This window comes from Streptococcus catagoni (genome assembly GCF_011421425.1).
GTDB classification, from domain to species: domain Bacteria; phylum Bacillota; class Bacilli; order Lactobacillales; family Streptococcaceae; genus Streptococcus; species Streptococcus catagoni.
The window spans coordinates 218,769-240,289 of sequence record NZ_WPCW01000002.1; the positions used below are offsets into that span (position 1 = coordinate 218,769).

Annotated in this window: 20 protein-coding genes and 1 pseudogene; 18 read left to right on the forward strand and 3 right to left on the reverse strand. The window is 37.7% G+C overall.

Annotated elements, in window-relative coordinates:
• Position 1 precedes the first annotated feature (1 nt).
• The 14 genes from HBN42_RS04965 to HBN42_RS05030 all read left to right on the forward strand — a co-directional run bounded on the left by HBN42_RS04965 (position 2) and on the right by HBN42_RS05030 (position 14,125).
• Positions 2 to 625, forward strand: coding sequence for a hypothetical protein (locus HBN42_RS04965; protein ID WP_165993963.1), 624 nt, complete (start codon positions 2 to 4; stop codon positions 623 to 625).
• Between the two features lie 11 nt (positions 626 to 636).
• Entirely contained in the window at positions 637 to 2,517 is a 1,881-nt protein-coding gene (locus HBN42_RS04970) for a gp58-like family protein (protein ID WP_165993964.1), read from the forward strand.
• A gap of 17 nt (positions 2,518 to 2,534) precedes the next feature.
• Positions 2,535 to 2,696: a hypothetical protein gene (locus tag HBN42_RS04975; protein WP_165993965.1), complete on the forward strand. Its 162-nt coding sequence runs from the start codon at positions 2,535 to 2,537 to the stop codon at positions 2,694 to 2,696.
• Between the two features lie 2 nt (positions 2,697 to 2,698).
• Positions 2,699 to 3,310: a DUF1366 domain-containing protein gene (locus HBN42_RS04980; RefSeq protein WP_165993966.1), complete on the forward strand. Its 612-nt coding sequence runs from the start codon at positions 2,699 to 2,701 to the stop codon at positions 3,308 to 3,310.
• A gap of 11 nt (positions 3,311 to 3,321) precedes the next feature.
• Positions 3,322 to 3,594 carry a DUF7365 family protein gene (locus tag HBN42_RS04985; protein WP_011017397.1) on the forward strand — a complete coding sequence of 91 codons (273 nt, stop codon included), beginning with the start codon at positions 3,322 to 3,324 and terminating at the stop codon, positions 3,592 to 3,594.
• Positions 3,591 to 3,818 carry a phage holin gene (locus HBN42_RS04990; RefSeq protein ID WP_000609113.1) on the forward strand — a complete coding sequence of 76 codons (228 nt, stop codon included), beginning with the start codon at positions 3,591 to 3,593 and terminating at the stop codon, positions 3,816 to 3,818. The genes HBN42_RS04985 and HBN42_RS04990 overlap by 4 nt, the downstream gene beginning before the upstream one ends.
• 119 nt (positions 3,819 to 3,937) lie before the next feature.
• Positions 3,938 to 5,134, forward strand: a complete 1,197-nt coding sequence (locus HBN42_RS04995) for a glucosaminidase domain-containing protein (RefSeq protein ID WP_165993967.1) — start codon at positions 3,938 to 3,940, stop codon at positions 5,132 to 5,134.
• 631 nt (positions 5,135 to 5,765) lie between these two features.
• Positions 5,766 to 6,848, forward strand: a complete 1,083-nt coding sequence (locus HBN42_RS05000) for an AEC family transporter (RefSeq protein WP_165993968.1) — start codon at positions 5,766 to 5,768, stop codon at positions 6,846 to 6,848.
• A 1-nt stretch (position 6,849) separates the two neighbouring features.
• Positions 6,850 to 7,839 (forward strand): NAD(P)-dependent oxidoreductase, encoded by a 990-nt coding sequence (locus HBN42_RS05005; RefSeq protein WP_165993969.1) that lies wholly within the window; start codon positions 6,850 to 6,852, stop codon positions 7,837 to 7,839.
• A gap of 206 nt (positions 7,840 to 8,045) precedes the next feature.
• Entirely contained in the window at positions 8,046 to 9,395 is a 1,350-nt protein-coding gene (locus HBN42_RS05010; protein ID WP_165993970.1) for a glucose-6-phosphate isomerase, read from the forward strand.
• 744 nt (positions 9,396 to 10,139) lie between these two features.
• Positions 10,140 to 11,396, forward strand: coding sequence for a glycosyltransferase family 2 protein (locus tag HBN42_RS05015; RefSeq protein WP_165993971.1), 1,257 nt, complete (start codon positions 10,140 to 10,142; stop codon positions 11,394 to 11,396).
• A gap of 25 nt (positions 11,397 to 11,421) precedes the next feature.
• Positions 11,422 to 12,627 (forward strand): nucleotide sugar dehydrogenase, encoded by a 1,206-nt coding sequence (locus HBN42_RS05020; RefSeq protein ID WP_165993972.1) that lies wholly within the window; start codon positions 11,422 to 11,424, stop codon positions 12,625 to 12,627.
• A 302-nt stretch (positions 12,628 to 12,929) separates the two neighbouring features.
• A complete protein-coding gene (locus HBN42_RS05025) occupies positions 12,930 to 13,457 on the forward strand; it encodes a 5-formyltetrahydrofolate cyclo-ligase (RefSeq protein ID WP_165993973.1) in 528 nt (175 codons plus the stop codon).
• Positions 13,454 to 14,125 carry a rhomboid family intramembrane serine protease gene (locus HBN42_RS05030; protein ID WP_165993974.1) on the forward strand — a complete coding sequence of 224 codons (672 nt, stop codon included), beginning with the start codon at positions 13,454 to 13,456 and terminating at the stop codon, positions 14,123 to 14,125. The genes HBN42_RS05025 and HBN42_RS05030 overlap by 4 nt, the downstream gene beginning before the upstream one ends.
• A gap of 25 nt (positions 14,126 to 14,150) precedes the next feature.
• Here the strand turns inward: HBN42_RS05030 and galU are convergent, their stop codons facing one another.
• Both galU and HBN42_RS05040 read right to left on the reverse strand, forming a co-directional pair.
• Positions 14,151 to 15,053, reverse strand: a complete 903-nt coding sequence (gene galU, locus HBN42_RS05035; protein WP_165993975.1) for a UTP--glucose-1-phosphate uridylyltransferase GalU — start codon at positions 15,051 to 15,053, stop codon at positions 14,151 to 14,153.
• A gap of 30 nt (positions 15,054 to 15,083) precedes the next feature.
• Positions 15,084 to 16,100, reverse strand: a complete 1,017-nt coding sequence (locus tag HBN42_RS05040) for an NAD(P)H-dependent glycerol-3-phosphate dehydrogenase (protein ID WP_165993976.1) — start codon at positions 16,098 to 16,100, stop codon at positions 15,084 to 15,086.
• 198 nt (positions 16,101 to 16,298) lie between these two features.
• Between HBN42_RS05040 and HBN42_RS05045 the strand changes: the two genes are divergently transcribed.
• The 4 genes from HBN42_RS05045 to HBN42_RS05060 all read left to right on the forward strand — a co-directional run bounded on the left by HBN42_RS05045 (position 16,299) and on the right by HBN42_RS05060 (position 21,196).
• Positions 16,299 to 16,748 (forward strand): MarR family winged helix-turn-helix transcriptional regulator, encoded by a 450-nt coding sequence (locus HBN42_RS05045; RefSeq protein ID WP_165993977.1) that lies wholly within the window; start codon positions 16,299 to 16,301, stop codon positions 16,746 to 16,748.
• Positions 16,741 to 18,450, forward strand: coding sequence for an ABC transporter ATP-binding protein (locus HBN42_RS05050; RefSeq protein WP_165993978.1), 1,710 nt, complete (start codon positions 16,741 to 16,743; stop codon positions 18,448 to 18,450). Before HBN42_RS05045 ends, HBN42_RS05050 begins: the two co-directional genes overlap by 8 nt.
• Complete coding sequence (locus HBN42_RS05055) at positions 18,450 to 20,234, forward strand: ABC transporter ATP-binding protein (protein ID WP_165993979.1); 1,785 nt, start codon at positions 18,450 to 18,452, stop codon at positions 20,232 to 20,234. The genes HBN42_RS05050 and HBN42_RS05055 overlap by 1 nt, the downstream gene beginning before the upstream one ends.
• 194 nt (positions 20,235 to 20,428) lie before the next feature.
• Complete coding sequence (locus HBN42_RS05060) at positions 20,429 to 21,196, forward strand: epoxyqueuosine reductase QueH (RefSeq protein WP_165993980.1); 768 nt, start codon at positions 20,429 to 20,431, stop codon at positions 21,194 to 21,196.
• Positions 21,197 to 21,297: 101 nt separating this feature from the next.
• On the opposite strand, the pseudogene HBN42_RS10240 reads toward HBN42_RS05060, so the two are convergent.
• A pseudogene (locus HBN42_RS10240) lies at positions 21,298 to 21,423 on the reverse strand (NAD(P)H-dependent oxidoreductase); the annotation flags it as partial.
• Positions 21,424 to 21,521: the final 98 nt, after the last annotated feature.

A 21,521-nucleotide genomic window follows, 5' to 3' on the forward strand; every position in this document is an offset into this window, starting at 1 on the left:
GATGGCAGTGCAAGAGATACCAAAAAGACTCTTTAAACAAATTGTTGGCAGCGGCACTCTTGGCTCGATTACTTTTTTTAGAGATTTAGTAATCGGTCAATTTTACATTTTGTCAGTTGATGCGTACAGCTTTGATGCAGGCAGAGATGTTGACATCTACAAAATCATCTCCAGTACACAAGCTGATGTGTACAGGGCTAATAAAAATAATTATCAGTCACCCTCGGCACTCGAACCTGGTGTGCCAGAGTATTTACCAAAAAGTAACTTAAAGGCTGTTTATGTCAACGACAAAGAAATAGCTTCCGTTTGGTATGACGGCACATTGATTTATAAAAAAGTTGTCACATCGTTTATCAAAAAGACTATTCGAGTTGCAGGTAGTTTGGACATCAGAGAGAGCACAAACTCCATGTATCTATACGCTCTTGTCGGTGATGTTGATAGGACATTGATAGGTTCTGGTGACATCAAAGCCGTTTATATAAATAATGTAAAGCTTGCAGACGGTGCAAAAGTTGATTTTACAAAAGCTAATACGTATTACTTGATTACGATAACTCAATTGAGCAACGTTGAGCGTTTTGTAAATCATTCAAGAAACACAATAGCCTTTGCATTTTAAGGAGGTAACAATTGAGCAGAGATCCAACATTAACATTAGACGAGTCAAACCTTGTCATCAGTAAAGATGGACGTGTGCATTACACGTTTACCGCAGAGGACGATAACCAAAAAGTCAGATTAGCTAGCAACTGTCTAGGGACAGCGCATTTTAACCAGCTCATGATTGAGCGAGGGGATAAAGCCACTAGCTACGTCGCTCCAGTGGTAGTTGAGGGTAGCGGCAACCCAACGGGGATTTTTAAGGATCTTAAAGAGATTAGTCTAGAGCTAACAGACACCGAAAACTCAAATCTGTGGTCAAAAATCAAGTTGACTAACCGTGGCATGTTGCAGGAGTACTACGATGGTACGATTAAGACCGAGATTATCAGTAGCGCAAGAGGTGTCGCCAGTCGTATCAGCGAGGATACAGACAAAAAGCTAGCGCTCATAAATGACACCATTGATGGCATCAGACGTGAGTATCAAGACGCCGATAGGCGACTATCAACTAGCTATCAAGCAGGCATTAATGGCTTAAAAGCCACTATGCGTGATGATAAGTTAGGCTTGCAAGCTGAGATTAAGGCCTCTGCCCAAGGGCTATCGCAAAAGTATGATGATGAGATACGCAAGCTATCAGCTAAAATAACCACGACGTCAGCAGGGACAACCGAAGAATACGAAAATCGTCTTGAGGGCCTACGAACCGAATTTACACGGTCGGTCGAGGGTGTCCGCTCAGCCTTATCTAGTCAAATCAGTGGCTATCAGTCAACAGTACAACAAACTGCTAACAAAATCACTCAAGAGATTAAAGACCGCGAAGGTGCGTTTAACCATATACAGTCAACAATCGGGAGTTACTATAAACGTCTACAATCTGCCGAAGGGAACTATAACAGTCTTAAAGAGACCGTAGCAGGCTACGAGCGTAGGATATCCAGTCACGATGGCGAAATACAATCAAATTTTACGCAACTAAAAGGTTTGATTGATCAACGCGTTACAAGAGGAGACTTAGACAGTGTTATCAGATCAAGCGGTGATAGTATTATGCTTGCTATAAAGGGTAAATTACCATCTAGCAAAATGTCAGGTAAAGAGATTGTATCTGCCATCAATCTAAATAGTCACGGTGTACAAATTGCTGGTAAGCAAATATCTTTAGACGGTAACACGGTTGTTGCAGGTACATTTACTACAAAAATTGCAGAGGCTATTAAAATTAAAGCTGATCAAATCATAGCAGGTACGATTGACGCTGCAAAAGTCAGAGTTATCAATCTTAATGCCAGTAGCATTGTTGGATTAGATGCAAATTTTATTAAAGCAAAAATCGGACATGCGATTACTGATTTGCTCGAGGGTAAAGTTATTAAATCCCGCAATGGCGCAATGGTTATAGATTTAAATAAATCTCAAATAGATTTTAACAGCAATGCATCTATTAATTTTAACAGTAATTACAATGCGCTCATCCGAAAAAAGGGTACTCATACAGGATTTGTACACTTTAATGATGTGTTAGCAAAATCTGATGGTGGTGTCGGGTCGGTATATGCTGCAATCGGAGTTACCTCATCTGGTGATGGTATCAACTCGATGTCATCAGGTCGTTTTGCTGGACTTAGATGTTTTAGAGGAGCAAAAGGTACAAATCATGAGTCAACTGTTGATCAGGTGGAACTATATGGAGACAGTATATACTTTTTTGATGACTTTAATATTTCTCGAGGCTTTAAGATGAGCCCAACAAAGCTTAAAAAAATAGTAGATTTAAATAATTTATACGATGCAGTGCTCGCTTTGTCACGATGTTGGCTACACGCTAATAAAGCGTCGTGGAACTGGAACACAGCGGCTAAAGACATCATCAACGAGTATAACAAACATATGAGACAGTTATAACAATAACAGGAGAAAAAATGAACGAAAAAATATTAAATAAAATTATCAATGATTTAACAATCCAAGTTGCTAATTTAACATTAGCTAATGCACAATTAAAAGCACAGCGCGAAATCGAAATAGAAGAACTTAATGCACAACTGGATGAAGCGACAAAACCTGAAGTTAAAGGAGAATAAACATGAGAAATTGGAAAGTCACAGGAAAATACCCACAATATGATGGCACAGGAGCAGTCGCAAGTACACACGTTATCATCACTGCAGAAGACGGTGCTGTGATCCCACAACTGATTAAGCGAGACCTAACAGGCACAAATGATAAAGAAATTATCGCAGCAGCGCTCGAAGAGTTTAAAAAATCAGAGTATGTCGAAATCGCTATGGGCGAAGCTGTCCAAAAAGTTGATGACCTAGAGAAAATCTCGCAAGAAACTGCCAAGACTGCCAAAACAGCTCAAGCAGCTGCTGGACTAGCTAAGGTATCCGCAGAGCGCACACAAAAGATGATTAATCTACAAACCATCCATGTATTGACTAGCGGGGGCCGAGTAGAGCCCGACATCTACAAAGGCATGTTAGAGCTTATCGAGCCTGTCAAAAAAGGTGAGTACCAAGCCTATGATGTCTTTACTGTCGTAGATGCAGCACACGAAGACCAAGCAGGCGAAGGAAATCTAGTCTTTGTGCACGTCAATGAGACTTTTGAGTATGACAAACAAACCTTAGAGGAGCTCGAGTCAGAGGAAAAAGTAACAGTCATCAAATATGCGGATCTCGTTAAACAAGATTAGCGAGGTAGGTTATGGCAACAGAGTTGATATTTGGTCTTGGTGGCTTTATTTTAGCTATCGTAACGACTTACAATATTTTTAATGCAAAATCCATCAAGCATGCGACAGATATTACGCTGTTGCAATCTGAGGTTGAGCATTTAAAAATTGTCACTCGTCAAAATGCTAGGCGTCTTGAGGAGCATGACGAACAAAACAAAACGCTTATCACAATGACCGAGCAAATTAAAAACCTCAATCGTGAGGTAAGAGAACTTAAAGATATTATGAGAGGTGAAGCATGATCAATTTAAAATTACGACTACAAAACAAAGTAACCTTGATGGCTATTTTAGGAGCTATCTTTTTACTAGCGCAGCAATTAGGTATTAAATTACCATCCAATATTGCGGATATCGCCAACACAGCTGTAACGCTTTTGGTATTGCTTGGGGTTGTCACAGACCCAACTACAAAAGGCTTGTCTGACAGTGAGCAAGCCTTGACTTACCACGAGCCCAAAAAATAGGAGGGTAGCATGAGAAAAGCAATCACACAACTAGCCGTTATCATAGCTATCATAGTGCTATATTTTCCACTGTCTGTGGTTGCTCTTATCTTTTATCCATTTTTAGATAAGGAGGACAGATGACCTTTTTAGATGACATTAAGCAAGGCTGCTTAGAAGGCTGGACAAATTACAAAATCTTGCCATCCTTGACTGCAGCGCAAGCTATCTTAGAGAGCGGTTGGGGTAAGCATGCCCCACATAACGCTCTATTTGGTATTAAGGCAGATGCAAGCTGGACTGGTAAGTCATTTAATACTAAAACGCAAGAGGAATATCAGCCTGGTGTGGTCACGGACATTGTAGACCGCTTTAGGGCATATGATAGTTGGACCGATAGTATTATTGATCACGGTAAATTTTTAAACGATAATCCACGCTACAAAGTTGTGATTGGTGAGACTGACTACAGAAAGGCCTGTCATGCCATTAAGGACGCAGGTTATGCCACAGCGAGTGGATACGCAGAGCTGCTTATCCAGTTGATTGAGGAAAATAGCTTGCAATCTTGGGATGCCGAAGCCTTAAAAACTAATAAGGAGGAAACAATGACAACCGCAAAGGAAATTGTACAATACTGTGTTAATCTTGCCAATTCAGGTATGGGTGTTGACAAAGACGGTGCTTATGGAACGCAGTGTGTTGACTTACCATGCTTTATCGTCAAAAACTGGTTCGGCATCGATTTATGGGGCAATGCGATTGACCTGTTAAATAGTGCAGCCGCACAAGGATTAGAGGTTATCTATAATGCTCCTGGAGTCAATCCCAAAGCCAGTGACTTATTTGTCATGGAGGTAGCTGGAAGCCCATACGGACACACAGGAGCTGTTATTGAGGACAGTGATGGCTATACCATTAAAACTGTTGAACAAAACATTGACGGCAACTGGGATAGTCTGCAAGTAGGCGGACCGGCTCGCTTTAATACTCGTGACTTTACTGGTATTGTCGGCTGGATTAGATTACCCGTTGACCATACCAGTCAGGCAGTAGATACAGCACCACAAAACTCCGAAGCTATCGTAGAGACGCCGAAATCTGGTACATTTACGCTTGATGTTGCAGAGATTAATATCAGACGTTGGCCAAGCCTTGCGAGCGAAGTAGTAGGTAGTTACAAACAAGGTGATACTGTCAGCTTTGACAGTGAGGGTTACGCCAATGGTTACTACTGGATTAGCTATGTTGGTGGATCTGGTAAGCGTAACTATCTAGCTATTGGCCAGACTGATAAAGATGGTAATCGTATTAGTCTCTGGGGTAAATTAATGTGATCGACATCAATGTCGGTCAGCAAAAAATCATGGAGGTAAAGCTCCTCGAGATAAGACAAAACCCTCAGCAATGGCTGGGGGTATTTTTTGTTTTGCAATTATCTCCTACAGGGGGCAAAAAAGGGGCAAAAAAATAGTAAAAGTTTGTAATAACTTGTAAAAGTAAATTTAGAAACGCCTATAACAAAGGCTTTTATAAGAATATGTAACAACTTGTAATTGATGCAATATGGCGTGTGCTCTATTTTTTGCCTTAGGATCAAGTCCTAAAAGCTGGCTTCAGCTCTTAGTTAAGAAAGGCCAGCTGATAAAAAGTTTTCAATAAAATGGGTTTACTTTAGGAAAAAATTGTTCATAAGACACTTTTGTCGTAGAAAAAGCCGGTCAATCTTATTGCAAAAAAGCATTGAAAACACTTAAATATTTTCAGAAAACTCCTTGTTTTCTCTTTTTTTTGCAAAAATCATGCTATTTTAAATAGTAGTAGCTGAAAAAAGACACTTGCTTTAGTGATTAGAATAGGTTTTATAAGCCTTAGGCCTATGAAAACGAGACAAAATACATATTGACAAAGAAATAATATCTCGGTAGAATATGTGATATGACTCACATTTTTATTTTAGGAGATGAAATGAATTTTTTAGAAATTACAAGTGCCGTTTTTAGCAATGTATCCCTACGTGGAGCAGTTTTTTCAACTGTTATGATTATCATGCTCGGCTACTATGTCCGCAAGAAAAACCTTGTTCCTGAAAATGGTGCAAAGGTATTATCTAGTGTCTTATTGTCAGTTGCTTTGCCAGCTCTTGCCTTCAAAGCTTTCTTGTCAGATATCAATGCTAAGACTTTTACGTCAGGCCGCAATATTTTTATTTTTGGCTTCATTGCTTATATCATTCTGATTTTATTAGGCAAATTAATCTATAAAGGCTTGCCGAAAGAGAAAAGTGATACTATGACAGTTTTAACTGCCTTTGGTTCAACAACCTTTTATGGTATCCCAATTATTACTGCCTTTTTCATGAAGGAAAATCCTGAAGCAGTTATCTATGCTAACTTGTTTAACATTGCTTACCGTGTTTTCCTATATTCTTATGCTTTAATGACAATGAGTGATCAAAAATTTGATCCTAAGCATTTGAAGACAATCTTTTTAAACCCAATTGTCCTAGCAACTTTTGTAGGGATGATTCTATGGTTTTTCCAAAAATCACTTCCACAGACAGTTGTAGCAAATCCTTTATACACTGTTGGCAGTGACTTACCTGCTAAATTAACAGTTTCTATTTTCCGTTTTGACTTAACCCTGCCATGGTTTGTGACAGCTTTAGGATTTTTAGCTAGTCTATCTTCTCCACTTGCTTGGTTAGCAATCGGGATGACTTTAGCTTCTATCTCTATGAAAGAAGCTATCAAAGATAAATTTGTTTGGGTTTATACAGCTATTAAACTCATCTTGGTTCCAGCTATTTTCTTAGCTATCATGATTGCTATCAACAGCTTCTTCCCACTTGGCTACTATGCTATTGTAGGTGTAATGATCATGTTAGCAACTCCTCCGGCAACGGTTGCGGTTTCTTACGCTATTCGTTTTGAGAAAGAAGAAGTACTTGCTTCTAATGCCTCACTAGTAACTTCAGTCCTATCAGTTATTGCTATTATTTTCTGGGTGGTTGTACTGACAGCTTTACACACAAGTGGAGTGATTTTATAAAATGAAAATAATTTGTTACGGTGTTCGTGAAAACGAAATTCCATACTTTAAAAATTTAAATAAATACCATTATGACTTAACACTGGTTCCTGAAAATTTAAGTCATGACAATGTTGAAACAGCCAAAGGCCATGATGCTGTACTCTTGCGTGCTAACAATGTTGCTGATAAGACCAACTTGGATATTTTAAATACTTACGGTATTAAGTATGTCTTTACACGGACAGTTGGCTATGCTCATATAGATCTTGAGGCTGCTAAGGCTAATCAACAAATAGTTGCCTATGTTCCAACTTACTCACCTTATGCAGTGGCTGAGTTGGCATTTAATTTAGCTCTGCAATTGCATCGCAATACCGTTTTAGCTATACATAATGCACAGCAAGGTAATTTTGTGGTCAACCAAAGCATGTTTGCACCTCAACTATCTAATTTGACAGTTGGGATCATTGGAACTGGTCGCATTGGTTTAGCTGAAGCTAAACTGTGGAAAGCAGTTGGTGCCAAGGTTGTTGGTTACGATATTTATGAAAATGACCTAGCAAAAGAATACTTAGACTATCAGTCAGAAGAAGACCTTTTAGCCCAATCAGATATTGTTTCTTTACATGTGCCGCATATCGTTGGTGTTAATGAAAATCATTTTAATAGTGAATTAATTTCTAAAATGAAAGATGGCGCTATTTTAGTGAACACAGCTCGAGCTGAAATCACTGATGAAGAAGCTATCTTGGATGCTGTAGAATCAGGAAAATTAAAAGGTTTTGCGACTGATGTTATCACTCGTGAAAAAGATTTCTTCAATAAAGATTTCAAAGGAAAAACAGGAGATCCATTGGTTGATCGCATGTGTGAACTCTATCCTCGTGTCATTTTGACACCACATATTGGTTCATATACATCAGATGCCTTAACAGATATGATTTCAATTTCATTTGAAAACTTCAATGATATCCTTACTAGAGGTCAGTCACAAAATCAACTTGTCTAAGATCCAGTTTATTTATTCGATATTTACTACCAGTTTCCTTATGCGAAACTGGTATTTTAGAATTGTCATAAGGACAGAGCAGAGAAGGGGATTGAAAATCTACTTGCAAACTTTGTGAAAAGATTATTAAATAGAGTAGTTTATATTGAAAATTTAGCTGGAAAAGGTTATGATTATAGTGAAAGCGAAAATAAAGGGAGTAAAAAATGTCACATATTAAATATGATTATTCAAAAGTTTTAGGACAATTTATTGCACCGCACGAATTAGACTTTATGCAAATGCATGTCTCTGCGGCCGATGCTGCTCTTCGTCAAGGTACTGGTCCTGGCTCAGAAATGACTGGTTGGTTGAACCTGCCTGAAGACTACGATAAAGAAGAATTTGCTCGTATTTTAAAGGCGGCTGAAAAAATCAAATCTGACAGTCAAGTGCTTGTTGTTATTGGTATTGGTGGATCTTACTTGGGAGCACGTGCAGCCATTGATTTCCTTACTAATTCTTTCTTCAATCTACAAACTGCAGAAGATCGTAAAGCACCTCAAATTCTTTATGCTGGAAACTCTATTTCATCCAACTATCTTGCGGACTTAGTGGACTATGTGGCAGACAAGGATTTCTCTGTTAATGTGATCTCAAAATCAGGGACAACAACTGAACCTGCAATTGCTTTCCGTGTTTTCAAAGAACTTCTTATTGAAAAATATGGTAAGGAAGAAGCAAACAAACGGATCTATGCAACTACTGACAAAGAAAAAGGTGCTGTGAAAGTAGAAGCAGATGCTAATAACTGGGAAACATTTGTTGTTCCAGATAGTGTTGGTGGACGCTTTACTGTTTTAACACCAGTTGGACTACTTCCAATTGCTGCTTCAGGTGCTGATATCACTAAATTGATGGAAGGTGCCAATGCAGCTCGTCAAGCTTATTCATCAGAAAAAATTTCTGAAAACGAAGCTTACCAATATGCAGTTATTAGAAATATCTTGTACCGTAAGGGCTACATTACTGAAGTTTTAGCTAATTATGAACCTTCTCTACAATACTTTAGTGAATGGTGGAAACAATTAGCGGGAGAATCTGAAGGTAAGGACCAAAAAGGTATCTATCCAACTTCTGCAAACTTCTCAACAGACTTGCACTCACTTGGACAATTTATCCAAGAAGGTTACCGCAATATGTTTGAAACAGTTGTACGTGTTGATAAACCTCGTAAAAACATCACTATTCCTACTGAAGAAGCAGATCTGGACGGTTTAGGTTACCTACAAGGAAAAGATGTTGACTTTGTTAATAAAAAAGCAACTGATGGCGTTCTTCTTGCCCACACAGATGGTGGTGTGCCAAACACTTACTTGACCATCCCAGCACAGGACGAATTTACCTTAGGTTATATCATCTACTTCTTTGAAATTGCTATTGCTATTTCAGGTTATTTAAATGGCGTTAATCCATTTGACCAACCAGGTGTAGAAGCTTATAAGAAAAACATGTTTGCATTGCTTGGTAAACCAGGATTTGAAGACCTCAGTGCAGAATTAAATGCTCGCCTCTAATTAATATATGAGCGCTCCTAAGTGGGCTCTCAGGCTGAAGAGAAAGTTATTTTTCTTCAGTTTTTTTATTGCTTTTGAGGGCTAGAAAGGCTCAGCTTAATCTATTTGTCAAGAAAAGCTATTAGCCTCCCATTTGTTTCTTCATTTTAAGAACAGGTAATCAAAGACCAGTATAGATTTAAAGCTTTTCAGCAGGGTGCTAGGAGCCCTTTTTGGCTCTTTTATCAGCTAAGCTACACTTGTTTGGCTTAGACCCTTATATAGGATAAAAAATAGGTCAGTAAAAAATAATAATGAAGAGTTTGCCTAGTATTTGAGAAAGATTTTTAGTTTTTTTGGCTGCCTAGATGGCTTTAAAAATATAAAAAAATATTCAATTAATGAATGAAATTACAAATATGTGATTATTGGAAACTTCTATTTCTTCTAATAATTCTCTTTAAAAGGCCTCTTTTCAACCTATTTTTCAAGGATTATGAAAATATATTGAAAACCATAACTTTTGTTTATACTTTTCATAAAACTCTGTTATTAAAGGGTTTTGGAAGACACCTTAAAAGGTTGTTTTGAGCTCAAAATATTAATTTTGATATAAATTATTGGTTTGAATAAGTTTTTTGCCTCACTTATAATTTATTTTAGCTTAAAAATTCCACTACCTTTAAAGATTATTTATGCAAAAAAAGTCATATTAAAAGTGATTGGGATTATTGGTGAGACAAGCTAATTAACAAGGAGGAAACAATGGAAAAAATAAGGAACTTGGTCACCTTTGTGACGTTTATTATATTATGGTTACTCATCGTATTATTAAATGTCTTTGTATTTGGAACAAAAGGTAGTTTAGCCGTGTACGGAATCATCTTGATAATTTATCTGTCAGTAAAAATGGGCCTATCTTTTTTTTATCGGCCTTATAAAGGTAAAGTAGGAAATTATAAGGTGGCAGCAATTGTCCCATCTTATAATGAAGATGGTTATGGACTTTTAGATACATTAAAGAGTATTTTGGTTCAAACCTATCCTATTGACGAAATTTTCATCATTGATGATGGTAGTGCTGACCAAACGGGTATAAAACTAATCGAAGATTATGTCAACGAGAATAAGCTTTCAGATAAGGTAATTGTTCACCGTCTGCCTGAAAACGTTGGTAAAAGACATGCTCAAGCATGGGCTTTTGAGCGCTCAGACGCTGACGTCTTTTTGACCGTGGATTCAGATACCTACATTTATCCTGATGCTCTAGAAGAGTTATTAAAAGCCTTTAATGATAAAAATGTCTATGCAGCAACAGGGCATTTAAATGCACGTAATCGTGAAATCAATCTTTTAACACGTTTAACAGACATCCGTTATGACAATGCATTTGGTGTTGAAAGAGCAGCTCAGTCCGTAACAGGGAATATCCTTGTGTGTTCAGGACCATTAAGTATCTATAGAAGAGAAGTTATCGTTCCAAATATTGAACGTTACACTTCACAAACATTCTTGGGAATTCCAGTAAGTATTGGTGATGACAGATGTCTAACCAACTATGCAACTGACTTAGGTAGAACTGTTTATCAGTCAACTGCACGTTGTGATACAGATGTCCCAGATAAGTTTAAAGTTTACTTAAAACAACAAAATCGTTGGAATAAATCATTCTTTAGGGAATCTATTATCTCCTTTAAGAAGCTTATGACTACTCCAAGTGTAGCAATCTGGACAGTAACAGAAGTTGCTATGTTCTTCATGTTAATTGGTTCAATTATTAGATTTGTTCTTGGTGAAGCTCAAGAATTTAATCTCTTAAAGGTTGCTGCTTTCTTAATTATTATCTTCCTTGTAGCGCTTTGCCGTAATGTGCACTACATGGTTAAGCATCCTTTAGCTTTCTTGTTGTCACCTTTTTATGGTGCCTTGCATCTTTTTGTGCTACAACCTTTGAAACTATATTCACTCTTTACGATAAGAAATGCAGAATGGGGTACCCGTAAAAAAGAAACGCTCATCTAATATATTCGAAGAAAGGATTGAAAAATTGAAAATTTCTATTGCAGGTTCTGGTTATGTTGGTCTATCTCTTGGTGTTTTACTATCACAAAAACATCAGGTTACAGTCATTGATATTGTTGAGGAAAAAGTAAACCTCATTAATAAAGGTCTCTCACCTATTCAAGATGATGATATTGAGTACTACTTAAAAACAGCTGATTTACAATTAAAGGCAACTTTAAATTCTAATAACGCTTATAAAAACGCTGATATCATCGTAGTAGCAACACCTACAAACTATGATAGTGAGATTGACTTTTTCGATACAACTCATGTAGAAACAGTAGTTGAAAAAGCTCTTGCTCTTAATGATCGAGCTACTATTGTTATTAAATCAACGATTCCACTTGGATTTATCGCAAGGATTAGAAAGAAATACCAAACAGATCGTATTATCTTTAGTCCAGAATTTTTAAGAGAATCAAAAGCACTTCATGACAATCTATTTCCAAGTCGTATCATCGTTTCTCATGAAAAAGATGATTCTCCTAAAGTTATCGAAGACGCTAAACGCTTTGCAGAGCTATTAAAAGAAGGATCTTTAAAGAAAGACGTTCCAGTCTTATTTATGGGTTCAAAAGAAGCTGAGGCTGTTAAATTATTTGCTAATACTTATTTAGCTATGCGTGTGTCTTATTTCAATGAATTAGATACCTACGCAGAATTAGAAGGTCTCGATGCTCACAAAGTTATAGAAGGCGTTTGTCGTGATAGTAGAATAGGCGTTCATTACAACAATCCATCATTTGGTTATGGTGGTTACTGCCTACCAAAAGATACCAAGCAATTATTGGCAAACTATAAGAACACACCTCAGTCTTTGATCACTGCTATTGTAGAATCTAATAGAATTCGAAAACAATATATTGCAGATCAGATTATCAAAGAATTGAAGAAACAAGGTAAGCAATCCAAGAAATTGACAGTTGGTATTCACCGTCTTATTATGAAGAGCAATTCTGATAATTTCAGAGAAAGTGCTATCAAAGACGTTATCGACATCATAAGAAGTAAAAATATCACTGTTCTTCTTTACGAGCCAATGCTTAATGAAGAGGTTGATATGACAGTCGTTGAAGATTTGGAAGATTTCAAAAGAGAGTCAACCATTATCGTTTCAAACAGACATGATCAACAACTCGGTGATGTGCTTCATAAAGTCTACTCAAGAGATATTTTTGGTATAGACTAGGTTTATCCTCAATTTTCATTTAATTATCCAACAACTTCTAAATAATAGTTAGGCCTGAAAGGGCCTATTTTTTGTAGACTAAAAAGGACACCTAATAGTTTAGATGTCCAGGAGATTTATGAAAAGGGAAAGCAAGGGATACCCTCACTCCCTAACGGTTTAAGAAACCGTTGTTTAGGATAATTCTATAGTAAAGGAAATAGCTTAAAGTTTTCTTAAGCTATCTTAAAAGTTTTCACCTTTAAAGATAGATCTCTTTTTATTGAAGAACTTAAAGGCTATTTTTATGATAGAATAAGTGTATGACAAAAAAAGAAATAAGACAAAGGGTTTTATTACAAATGAGATCCTTGGCTAAAGAAGATAAAGCTAAAAAAGATAAAGAATTGTTAGACCTTTTTTGCCGTTCAGAAAAATATCAAGAAGCTAAGACTATAGCGACCTACCTTCCAATGGCTCATGAGTATAAAAGTCATCTTATCATTAATCAGGCTATTAAGGATGGGAAAAAAGTTCTTGTTCCTAAAACCTATCCTAAAGGGCGTATGGTCTTTGTGGCTTATGATACCAAAGACTTAGAGAGAACAAACTACGGTCTACTAGAGCCAAAGAGTGAGTTGTCAGTGGCAAAAGAGGAAATCGATTTGATCCATGTTCCTGGCCTTGCCTTTAATCCAGATGGTTTTAGGATTGGCTACGGTGGCGGTTTTTATGATCGGTATTTGAGTGACTACAAAGGTCACACAGTGAGTACTATTTATAAATGTCAGGAGCAGAATTTTCAAGCTCAAGAGCATGATGTAGCTGTTAAGGAGGTTTTTTCTAGATGACCTATGATCTTAAAAAAAGTCCTCTGACCCTTTTCTTACTCCTCATAACCATCCTTGTTTTTTTGGCCATGCAATTGATGTATGGCAGTTTAGCTACTAGTCCACAGGTCGTTTACCATTTTGGTGGTATGTATGGCTATATTGTCAAAGAATTTCCTGACCAGTTGTGGCGGCTGATCACTCCTATTTTTATTCATATCGGATGGAATCATTTCATTATTAACAGTTTGACCCTATTTTTTATTGGTCAGTTAGCAGAAAGGATTTGGGGTTCAAGGCAGTTTTTATTACTATATATCTTGTCAGGTATAATGGGTAATATCTTCACCTTGTTTTTAAGTCCAAATACTGTTAGTGCAGGGGCTTCAACTTCCCTGTTTGGGCTTTTTGCAGCTATAGTGATTTTAGGCTTAAGAAGTCATAACGCTTGTTTAAAAGATTTAGCTAAAAGCTATCAAAGTCTGATTATAATCAATTTAATTTTAAATATTTTTATGCCAAATGTCAGTCTGGTTGGACATGTAGGTGGTGTTGTCGGGGGAGCATTGGCCAGTCTATTTCTTCCAACTAAAATAGCAGAAGAATCTCTGAATAAGAAAACCCAGATGGCTAGTCTACTTGTTTACTGTGCTATTATTGTTCTGAGTATTTTTCTAATTATAAAGTAAAAAGGTGCCACTTTTGGCACCTTTTTTACTTGTTTTTCTTTTCTAATTCTTTTCCTAGTTTGATGATATAGTCTTTCAAATCATCTTTAACTTGTTCATGTTCTAAGGCATAGTCAATAGATGTTTTCATGAATCCGAACTTGTCACCAACATCATAGCGATCGCCTGTAAATTCACGAGCGAAAACACGCTGTGTCTTGTTTAGGGTGTCGATAGCATCTGTTAGTTGGATTTCGTTACCAGCTCCAGGAGCTTGTTTTTCTAAGATACCAAAGATTTCTGGTGTTAGTAAATAGCGTCCAATAATAGCTAGATCGCTTGGAGCATCTTCTGGTTTTGGTTTTTCAACAAAGGTGTCTACACTGTATAAGCCTTTGACTGCCTTACCTTGAGGGGCAATAACACCGTAAGAAGAAACTTCTTCGTGAGGTACTTTCATAACAGCTATTGTGGATGCATGGGTTACCTTGTAATCATCCATAAGTTGTTTTGTTAATGGGACAGTTTTGTTGTTGTTGATATCCATCAAATCATCGCCGAGCATGACAATGAAGGGCTCATTTCCAACAAATGCTTTAGCTTGGAGAACAGCGTCTCCCAAGCCTCTTGGATGGCTTTGGCGGATAAAGTGAAGATTGATTGAAGTTGTTTCGTTGACTAACTTCAATAATTCGGTTTTGCCCTTGGCATTTAAGTTGTATTCTAATTCAAAGTTAGAGTCGAAGTGGTCTTCTATTGAACGTTTTGATTTTCCTGTGACAACTAAAATTTCTTCTATTCCTGATTTTAAAGCTTCTTCAACAATAAACTGGATAGTTGGCTTATCTACAATAGGTAGCATTTCTTTAGCCAGGGCTTTAGTTGCTGGTAAAAAACGAGTTCCAAGACCAGCAGCAGGAATAATTGCTTTTCTTACTCTTTTTGACATTAATAGCTCCTTATTTGTTAAGAATTTTTATTAAGACCATTCATTTTCAGAGCGGAATTCATTTGACATCATGTCTAAGATGCTTTCTTTGACGCCGGTACCTTCATATATGGATTTATAAATAGCACTGGTGATTGGCATGTAAACACCAAGTTCTTGAGCAATTTCATAGGCGACCTTGGTTGTGGAAATGCCTTCGATAACCATACCCATGTTGCGCTCAATGTCTTCTAACTTTTCACCACGGCCAAGGGCATCCCCAGCACGCCAATTGCGTGAATGGATAGATGTTCCAGTGACGATCAAATCTCCAACACCTGACAAACCGCTATAAGTTAAAGGATCTGCACCAAGCTTAACCCCTAGTCTGGTAATTTCAGCCAGGCCGCGGGTGATAACAGCAGCCTTTGCATTGTCACCATATCCAAGACCATGCAAGGCTCCAGCACCTACGGCAATAATGTTTTTAAGGGCACCAGCAGTTTCCACGCCAATAACATCGCTATTAGTATAGAGGCGGAAGTAGTGATTGCTAAAGAGTGCTTGGACATATTTTGCCGCTTCTAGATCCTCAGATGCCGCAGTGATTAAGGTAATATCGCGGACAATTGTTTCTTCAGCGTGGCTTGGTCCTGAAACGACTACCAGGTCACTGCGGAATTCTTTTGGAACTTCTTCAGAAATAACCGTAGATAGACGCTCATGGCTTCCTGGCTCTAATCCTTTTGAGGCATGCATCATAACAACCTTGTGATCTAGTATTTGAGCCACTTGTTTAGCAACAATTCTTGTGGCCTTGGTTGGAACGACAAAAAGCACCGCATCAACATCATCCAAGGCTACCTTTAAGTCTGTTGTTGCCTTAATTTTTTCATCAATGACAATGTCTTTAAAGTAGCGCGTGTTGGTGTGTTTGGTATTAATTTCTTCAATTTGATCTTCTAGGTTTCCCCATAGGCGAACCTCATGCCCGTTATCGTTTAAAACTTGAGCCAGAGCTGTTCCCCAAGAACCCGGGCCTAGAATGGCAACTTTCTCTTTTGTCATTTCTTTTCTCCTTTTATAGAGTAGTCATCCTATTATATCACAAGAAGCAAGCTAACTCTATTAGAAAAGGATTACATTGCCTAAAGGACAATGGGTCAAAATAATTGACAAAATTTATTTTTTGAATTGAGACTTTATGTTTGACAATAGTTACCAAGAGAACTAAAATAGTCATTATGAGAACTAAGGAGGAAATAGATGACACGAGTTATTAGGGATCTTAGAGAGTTAGCCCATCAAGTTGAACAAATTTGTGAAGAAAAGGCAAAAAAATATGATATTGATCACTTGGCAGGGCCTCAGGGCTGTGTTCTCATATTCCTTGAAAAAAACAAAGACAAAGAAATTTTTGTAAAAGATATTGAAAAACACCTGCAAATCTCAAAATCAGTAGCCAGTAATTTGGTTAAGCGGATGGAAAAAAATACCTTTATCGAAGTTGTCCCTTCAAAGGTTGATAAACGTTATAAGCAAGTCATCTTAACCAATGAGGGTCAGTCAAAAATCCCCTTGTTACAAGAATGTCGAAGGGGAATTGAGAAGCATTTCTTAAAGAATATCAGTGAAGAAGAGTTTCAAACGGTTCGAAAAGTGATCCAACAATTGAAAGAAAACATGAAAGAATATAGAGGAGAGAGAGATGCTTAAAAAAGCAATCCTACGATATAAGTGGTATGCATTGGGTTCCATGCTACTGATCATGCTTGTTGTGGCCAGTAGTCTTTTGCAGCCTCATTATCTACAAGATGTCTTAAAGGCCGTTCTTACAAACGACCAGAGTAAAATTTCAGAAGTGGGTGTTTTACTGCTGATTATAGCTGCTGTCGGCTTATTAGCAGGGGCTCTTAACACAGTACTTTCTGCTAAGATCGCCCAAGGGGTTTCTGCGGATATCAGAGAAGAGACCTTTCGGAAGATTCAAAGTTTTTCTTATGCAAACGTTGAAGCTTTCAATGCAGGAAATCTAGTTGTTCGGATGACCAACGACGTCAATCAGATTCAAAACCTGGTCATGATGCTTTTCCAAGTCTTGTTGAGATTACCTATTTTATTTATTGGTTCTTTTGCAATGGCTGTCCATACCCTGCCAAAATTATGGTGGGTCTTAGTTTTAATGGTTCTTTTAATCATGCTTATTATGGCCTTGGTTATGGGACAAATGGGTCCTCGCTTTGGGAAATTTCAAGCTTTGATGGATACCATCAATAGAATTGCCAAGGAGAACTTGCGTGGTGTGCGTGTGGTCAAATCCTTTGTGCAAGAAAGAGAACAATATGCCAAGTTTAAAGAGACTTCAAATGAACTCCTAGGCTTAAATTTATTTATTGGTTACGGCTTTTCAATGATGCAGCCAGCTTTGATGCTTGTATCTTACTTGGCAATCTATCTTTCTATATGGATTGTTTCTGGAATGGTTAAAACAGAGCCGACTGTTATTGGTAGTATTGCTTCATTTATGACTTATATGATGCAAATTATGTTTTCTATCATTATGGTTGGATTTATGGGCATGCAAGCTAGTCGTGCCTTCATTTCTATTGGCCGGATTAAAGAAGTTTTAGACACAGAACCAGCCATGAGCTTTGAAACGAAAGAAGATGAAGCTATTGCAGGTGGCATTGTTTTTGAGCACGTGTCCTTTACTTATCCTAATGATACAGAACCTACCCTCAAGGATATTTCCTTTAGCATTTCTTCTGGGCAAATGGTCGGAGTAGTTGGTGCAACTGGTGCTGGTAAATCAACCTTAGCCCAGTTAATTCCACGTTTATTTGACCCTCAAGAAGGTAGGGTTATGATTGGTGGGAAAGACCTAAGGTCACTTAGTAAAAATACCCTAAAGGCTAATATTTCTATTGTGCTGCAAAAAGCGATTCTCTTTTCAGGGACCATAGCCGATAATTTACGACAAGGGGATGTTAAAGCTGACTTTGATGCTATGGAAAAGGCAGCAAGTATTGCACAAGCAAGAGAATTTATTGATCGTATGGATCAGGGCTATGAGAGTCAAGTAGAAGAAAGAGGAAACAACTTCTCTGGTGGACAAAAACAAAGGATGTCTATTGCTAGGGGTGTTATCTCTAATCCTAAGATACTTGTTCTTGATGACTCAACCTCTGCTTTAGATGCTAAATCTGAAAAATTGGTTCAAGAAGCGCTCAATAAAGAACTGAAAAACACGACAACCATTATTATTGCACAGAAAATTTCATCGGTGGTCAAGGCTGACACGATTTTAGTTTTAGATAATGGTCATTTAATTGGGCAAGGAAGCCACGCTGAACTCGTTCAAAGTAATGAGGTCTACCGTGAAATATATGAAACACAAAAAGGGAAGGAGGAAGAATAATGAAAACAGCTCGTTTTTTCTGGTTTTATTTTAAACGGTACAAATTATCCTTTGTATTTATTGTTATTGCCATTGTTCTAGCCACCTACCTTCAAGTTAAAGCTCCGGTTTATTTGGGTCAATCTCTAACGGAACTAGGTAAGATAGGACAGACTTATTATAAAGCCAAACTTATGGGACAGACAGGATTTACTCCAGATAAGTCCGCTTTTATGGCAGTCATGGGCAAATTACTCGTGGCTTATCTCTTTACTGCTATGGCTAGTCTTATTTATAGTCTCTTATTCACAAGAATCGTTGCCTATTCCACTAACCGTATGAGAAAGGGTCTCTTTGGAAAATTAGAGCGTTTAACTGTTTCTTTCTTTGATCGTCACAAGGATGGTGCCATTTTATCTCGTTTCACCAGTGACTTGGATAATATTCAAAATTCTCTCAACCAATCCTTGGTGCAGGTGGTTACCAATATTGCCCTCTACATTGGCTTGGTTGGGATGATGCTTAAAGAAGATCTGCGTTTAGCCCTATTGACCATGGCTACCACTCCAATTGCTATCATTTTTCTAGTTATCATCATTCGTTTGTCACGCAAATACACTGATATTCAACAAAAAGAAGTCTCTGCCTTAAATGCCTATATGGATGAAAAGATTTCTGGACAAAAGGCTATCATTGTTCAGGGGGTACAAGAAGAGACTATCGATGGCTTTTTAGAACATAATGAAAAGGTTAGAAAGGCAACCTTTAAAGGGCGTCTCTTTGCAGGACTTTTACTGCCTGTAATGAATGGGATGAGCCTCTTAAATACGGCCATTGTCATCTTTGTCGGTTCTAACATTGTCTTAAATGATAAATCAATCTCAATGGCTGCTGGATTAGGGCTTGTGGTGACTTTCGTTCAGTTTTCACAGCAGTATTATCAGCCTATTATGCAAGTGTCCGCCTCTTGGGGTGAATTACAGTTGGCCTTTACAGGCGCTGGACGTATTCAGGAAATGTTCGATGAGAAAGAAGAGGTTCGCCCAGTAGATGCTCCCTTATTCACTGAGCTTAAAGAGGGTGTCTTAATTGATCACGTGGATTTTGGTTACTTACCAGGACAAAAGGTCTTATCTGATGTTAGTATTTCAGCACCTAAGGGGAAAATGGTGGCTGTTGTTGGCCCGACAGGTTCAGGTAAAACAACTATTATGAATTTGATAAACCGTTTTTACGATGTGGATAGTGGTTCCATTAGCTTTGATGGAAGAGATATCAGAGACTATGATTTAGATAGTCTGCGTAAGAATGTTGGCATTGTCCTACAGGAATCTGTCCTTTTCTCTGGAACAATTAGGGATAATATCCGCTTTGGCGATGATAGTATCAGTCAGGAAATGGTTGAGATTGCAGCTCGTGCAACGCATATCCATGACTTTATCATGTCCCTACCTGAAGCTTATGATACAAAAGTTTCTGATGATGAAAATATTTTCTCTACAGGACAAAAACAGTTAATATCTATTGCAAGAACCTTATTAACTGATCCTCAAGTCTTGATTCTTGATGAAGCAACCTCAAATGTGGATACCGTTACAGAAAGTAAGATACAAAAGGCCATGGAAGCCATTGTTGCTGGACGGACAAGCTTTGTTATTGCCCATCGCTTGAAAACCATCCTAAATGCGGATAACATTATTGTTCTAAAAGATGGAAAAGTCATTGAACAAGGAAACCATCATGAACTCCTAAAACAAAAAGGTTTCTATTCAGAACTTTATCATAATCAGTTCGTATTTGAATAAGACAAAAGCCCGAAGGGGCTTTTTCAGTGTCTTTACCGACCATAGGATTTCTTAGAAGCCCCTTTTCTTCAATTCCAAAAATAAAGATAGCAAGGTCTGCTTAACAAGGGAATGCTGGTCAAGAAGCTTCTTTCAGATAAGTCTTTCAGTCTGTTTGTCTTATGTTATAATATGAAGAAAAAAGGATACCACTCATGATTGACATAGAAGACATACTTGCCAAGGCAAGACCAAATCAAAAAATAAATTATGATAAGATGATGCAGGAAATGACCAAACTTTGGCAGAAAGAGGAGGTTCGTCCTAAAATTCTGATGCATGTTTGTTGTGCACCCTGTTCAACCTACGCCTTGGAATATTTGACGCAGTTTGCTGATATTACTGTCTATTTTGCCAACTCTAATATTCATCCTAGGGAGGAATACCGCAGAAGAGCCTATGTGACCCAAAAGTTTGTCGCTGACTTTAATGCCAAGACCAAGCAAGAGGTTACTTTTATTGAGGCGGACTATGTTCCCAATGAATATGTCCGAAAAGTACGTGGTTTTGAAAAAGAACCTGAGGGTGGGGATCGTTGTCGTATCTGCTTTGATTACCGTTTAGATAAAACAGCTCAAAAGGCCGTAGAGCTTGGTTTTGATTACTTTGCTAGCGCCCTAACCATTAGCCCTCATAAAAATTCGCAGCTCATTAATGCAGTGGGAATCGATGTGCAAAAGATTTACGCTACTCAATACTTACCTAGTGATTTCAAGAAGAATAATGGCTATCGTAGGTCGGTAGAGATGTGTGATGAGTACGATATTTATCGTCAGTGTTATTGTGGCTGTGTCTATGCAGCCAAGGCCCAGGGTATTGACTTTAAAAGCATCAATGAAGAGGCAGAAAAGGCTATGAAGGGCAAGGATGGTCGTGGAGATTTTCCACAAATTGCCTTCAAATATCAGGGGAAAAAACTATAAAAGACTTAAATCTATTGCTTTAGATTTAAGTCTTTTTATTTAATGTTCTGAAGCTGCGGAACTGCTATCAACAGATGTCAGTCCCGACATAACAAAGGCCTTCCCCCTACCAAATGTTGCCCCGCTTCTTTAAGAGAGCAATCCAACCATGGTTTGAAATTGAAGACCACTTCATTAATACCTGCATAGGAAGCGTCTTAATAATACATGGCATGATAGTTATGGGTTATTTTATAGGCCCGCCCTTTTTTAAATAGTCATAAAAAGCTAATAAAGAAAGAATCTCTATTTATTTTCGATTTTTTGCTATTCTTTTACGAATACA

Bases quoted from the DNA above. Each gene is read 5' to 3' on its own strand.
- HBN42_RS04965 (WP_165993963.1), top strand. From the start codon at position 2: ATGGCAGTGCAAGAGATACCAAAAAGACTCTTTAAACAAATTGTTGGC.
- HBN42_RS04975 (WP_165993965.1), top strand. From the start codon at position 2,535: ATGAACGAAAAAATATTAAATAAAATTATCAATGATTTAACAATCCAA.
- HBN42_RS04980 (WP_165993966.1), top strand. From the start codon at position 2,699: ATGAGAAATTGGAAAGTCACAGGAAAATACCCACAATATGATGGCACA.
- HBN42_RS04985 (WP_011017397.1), top strand. From the start codon at position 3,322: ATGGCAACAGAGTTGATATTTGGTCTTGGTGGCTTTATTTTAGCTATC.
- HBN42_RS04990 (WP_000609113.1), top strand. From the start codon at position 3,591: ATGATCAATTTAAAATTACGACTACAAAACAAAGTAACCTTGATGGCT.
- HBN42_RS04995 (WP_165993967.1), top strand. From the start codon at position 3,938: ATGACCTTTTTAGATGACATTAAGCAAGGCTGCTTAGAAGGCTGGACA.
- HBN42_RS05000 (WP_165993968.1), top strand. From the start codon at position 5,766: ATGAATTTTTTAGAAATTACAAGTGCCGTTTTTAGCAATGTATCCCTA.
- HBN42_RS05005 (WP_165993969.1), top strand. From the start codon at position 6,850: ATGAAAATAATTTGTTACGGTGTTCGTGAAAACGAAATTCCATACTTT.
- HBN42_RS05010 (WP_165993970.1), top strand. From the start codon at position 8,046: ATGTCACATATTAAATATGATTATTCAAAAGTTTTAGGACAATTTATT.
- HBN42_RS05015 (WP_165993971.1), top strand. From the start codon at position 10,140: ATGGAAAAAATAAGGAACTTGGTCACCTTTGTGACGTTTATTATATTA.
- HBN42_RS05025 (WP_165993973.1), top strand. From the start codon at position 12,930: ATGACAAAAAAAGAAATAAGACAAAGGGTTTTATTACAAATGAGATCC.
- HBN42_RS05030 (WP_165993974.1), top strand. From the start codon at position 13,454: ATGACCTATGATCTTAAAAAAAGTCCTCTGACCCTTTTCTTACTCCTC.
- galU (WP_165993975.1), bottom strand. From the start codon at position 15,053: ATGTCAAAAAGAGTAAGAAAAGCAATTATTCCTGCTGCTGGTCTTGGA.
- HBN42_RS05040 (WP_165993976.1), bottom strand. From the start codon at position 16,100: ATGACAAAAGAGAAAGTTGCCATTCTAGGCCCGGGTTCTTGGGGAACA.
- HBN42_RS05045 (WP_165993977.1), top strand. From the start codon at position 16,299: ATGACACGAGTTATTAGGGATCTTAGAGAGTTAGCCCATCAAGTTGAA.
- HBN42_RS05050 (WP_165993978.1), top strand. From the start codon at position 16,741: ATGCTTAAAAAAGCAATCCTACGATATAAGTGGTATGCATTGGGTTCC.
- HBN42_RS05055 (WP_165993979.1), top strand. From the start codon at position 18,450: ATGAAAACAGCTCGTTTTTTCTGGTTTTATTTTAAACGGTACAAATTA.
- HBN42_RS05060 (WP_165993980.1), top strand. From the start codon at position 20,429: ATGATTGACATAGAAGACATACTTGCCAAGGCAAGACCAAATCAAAAA.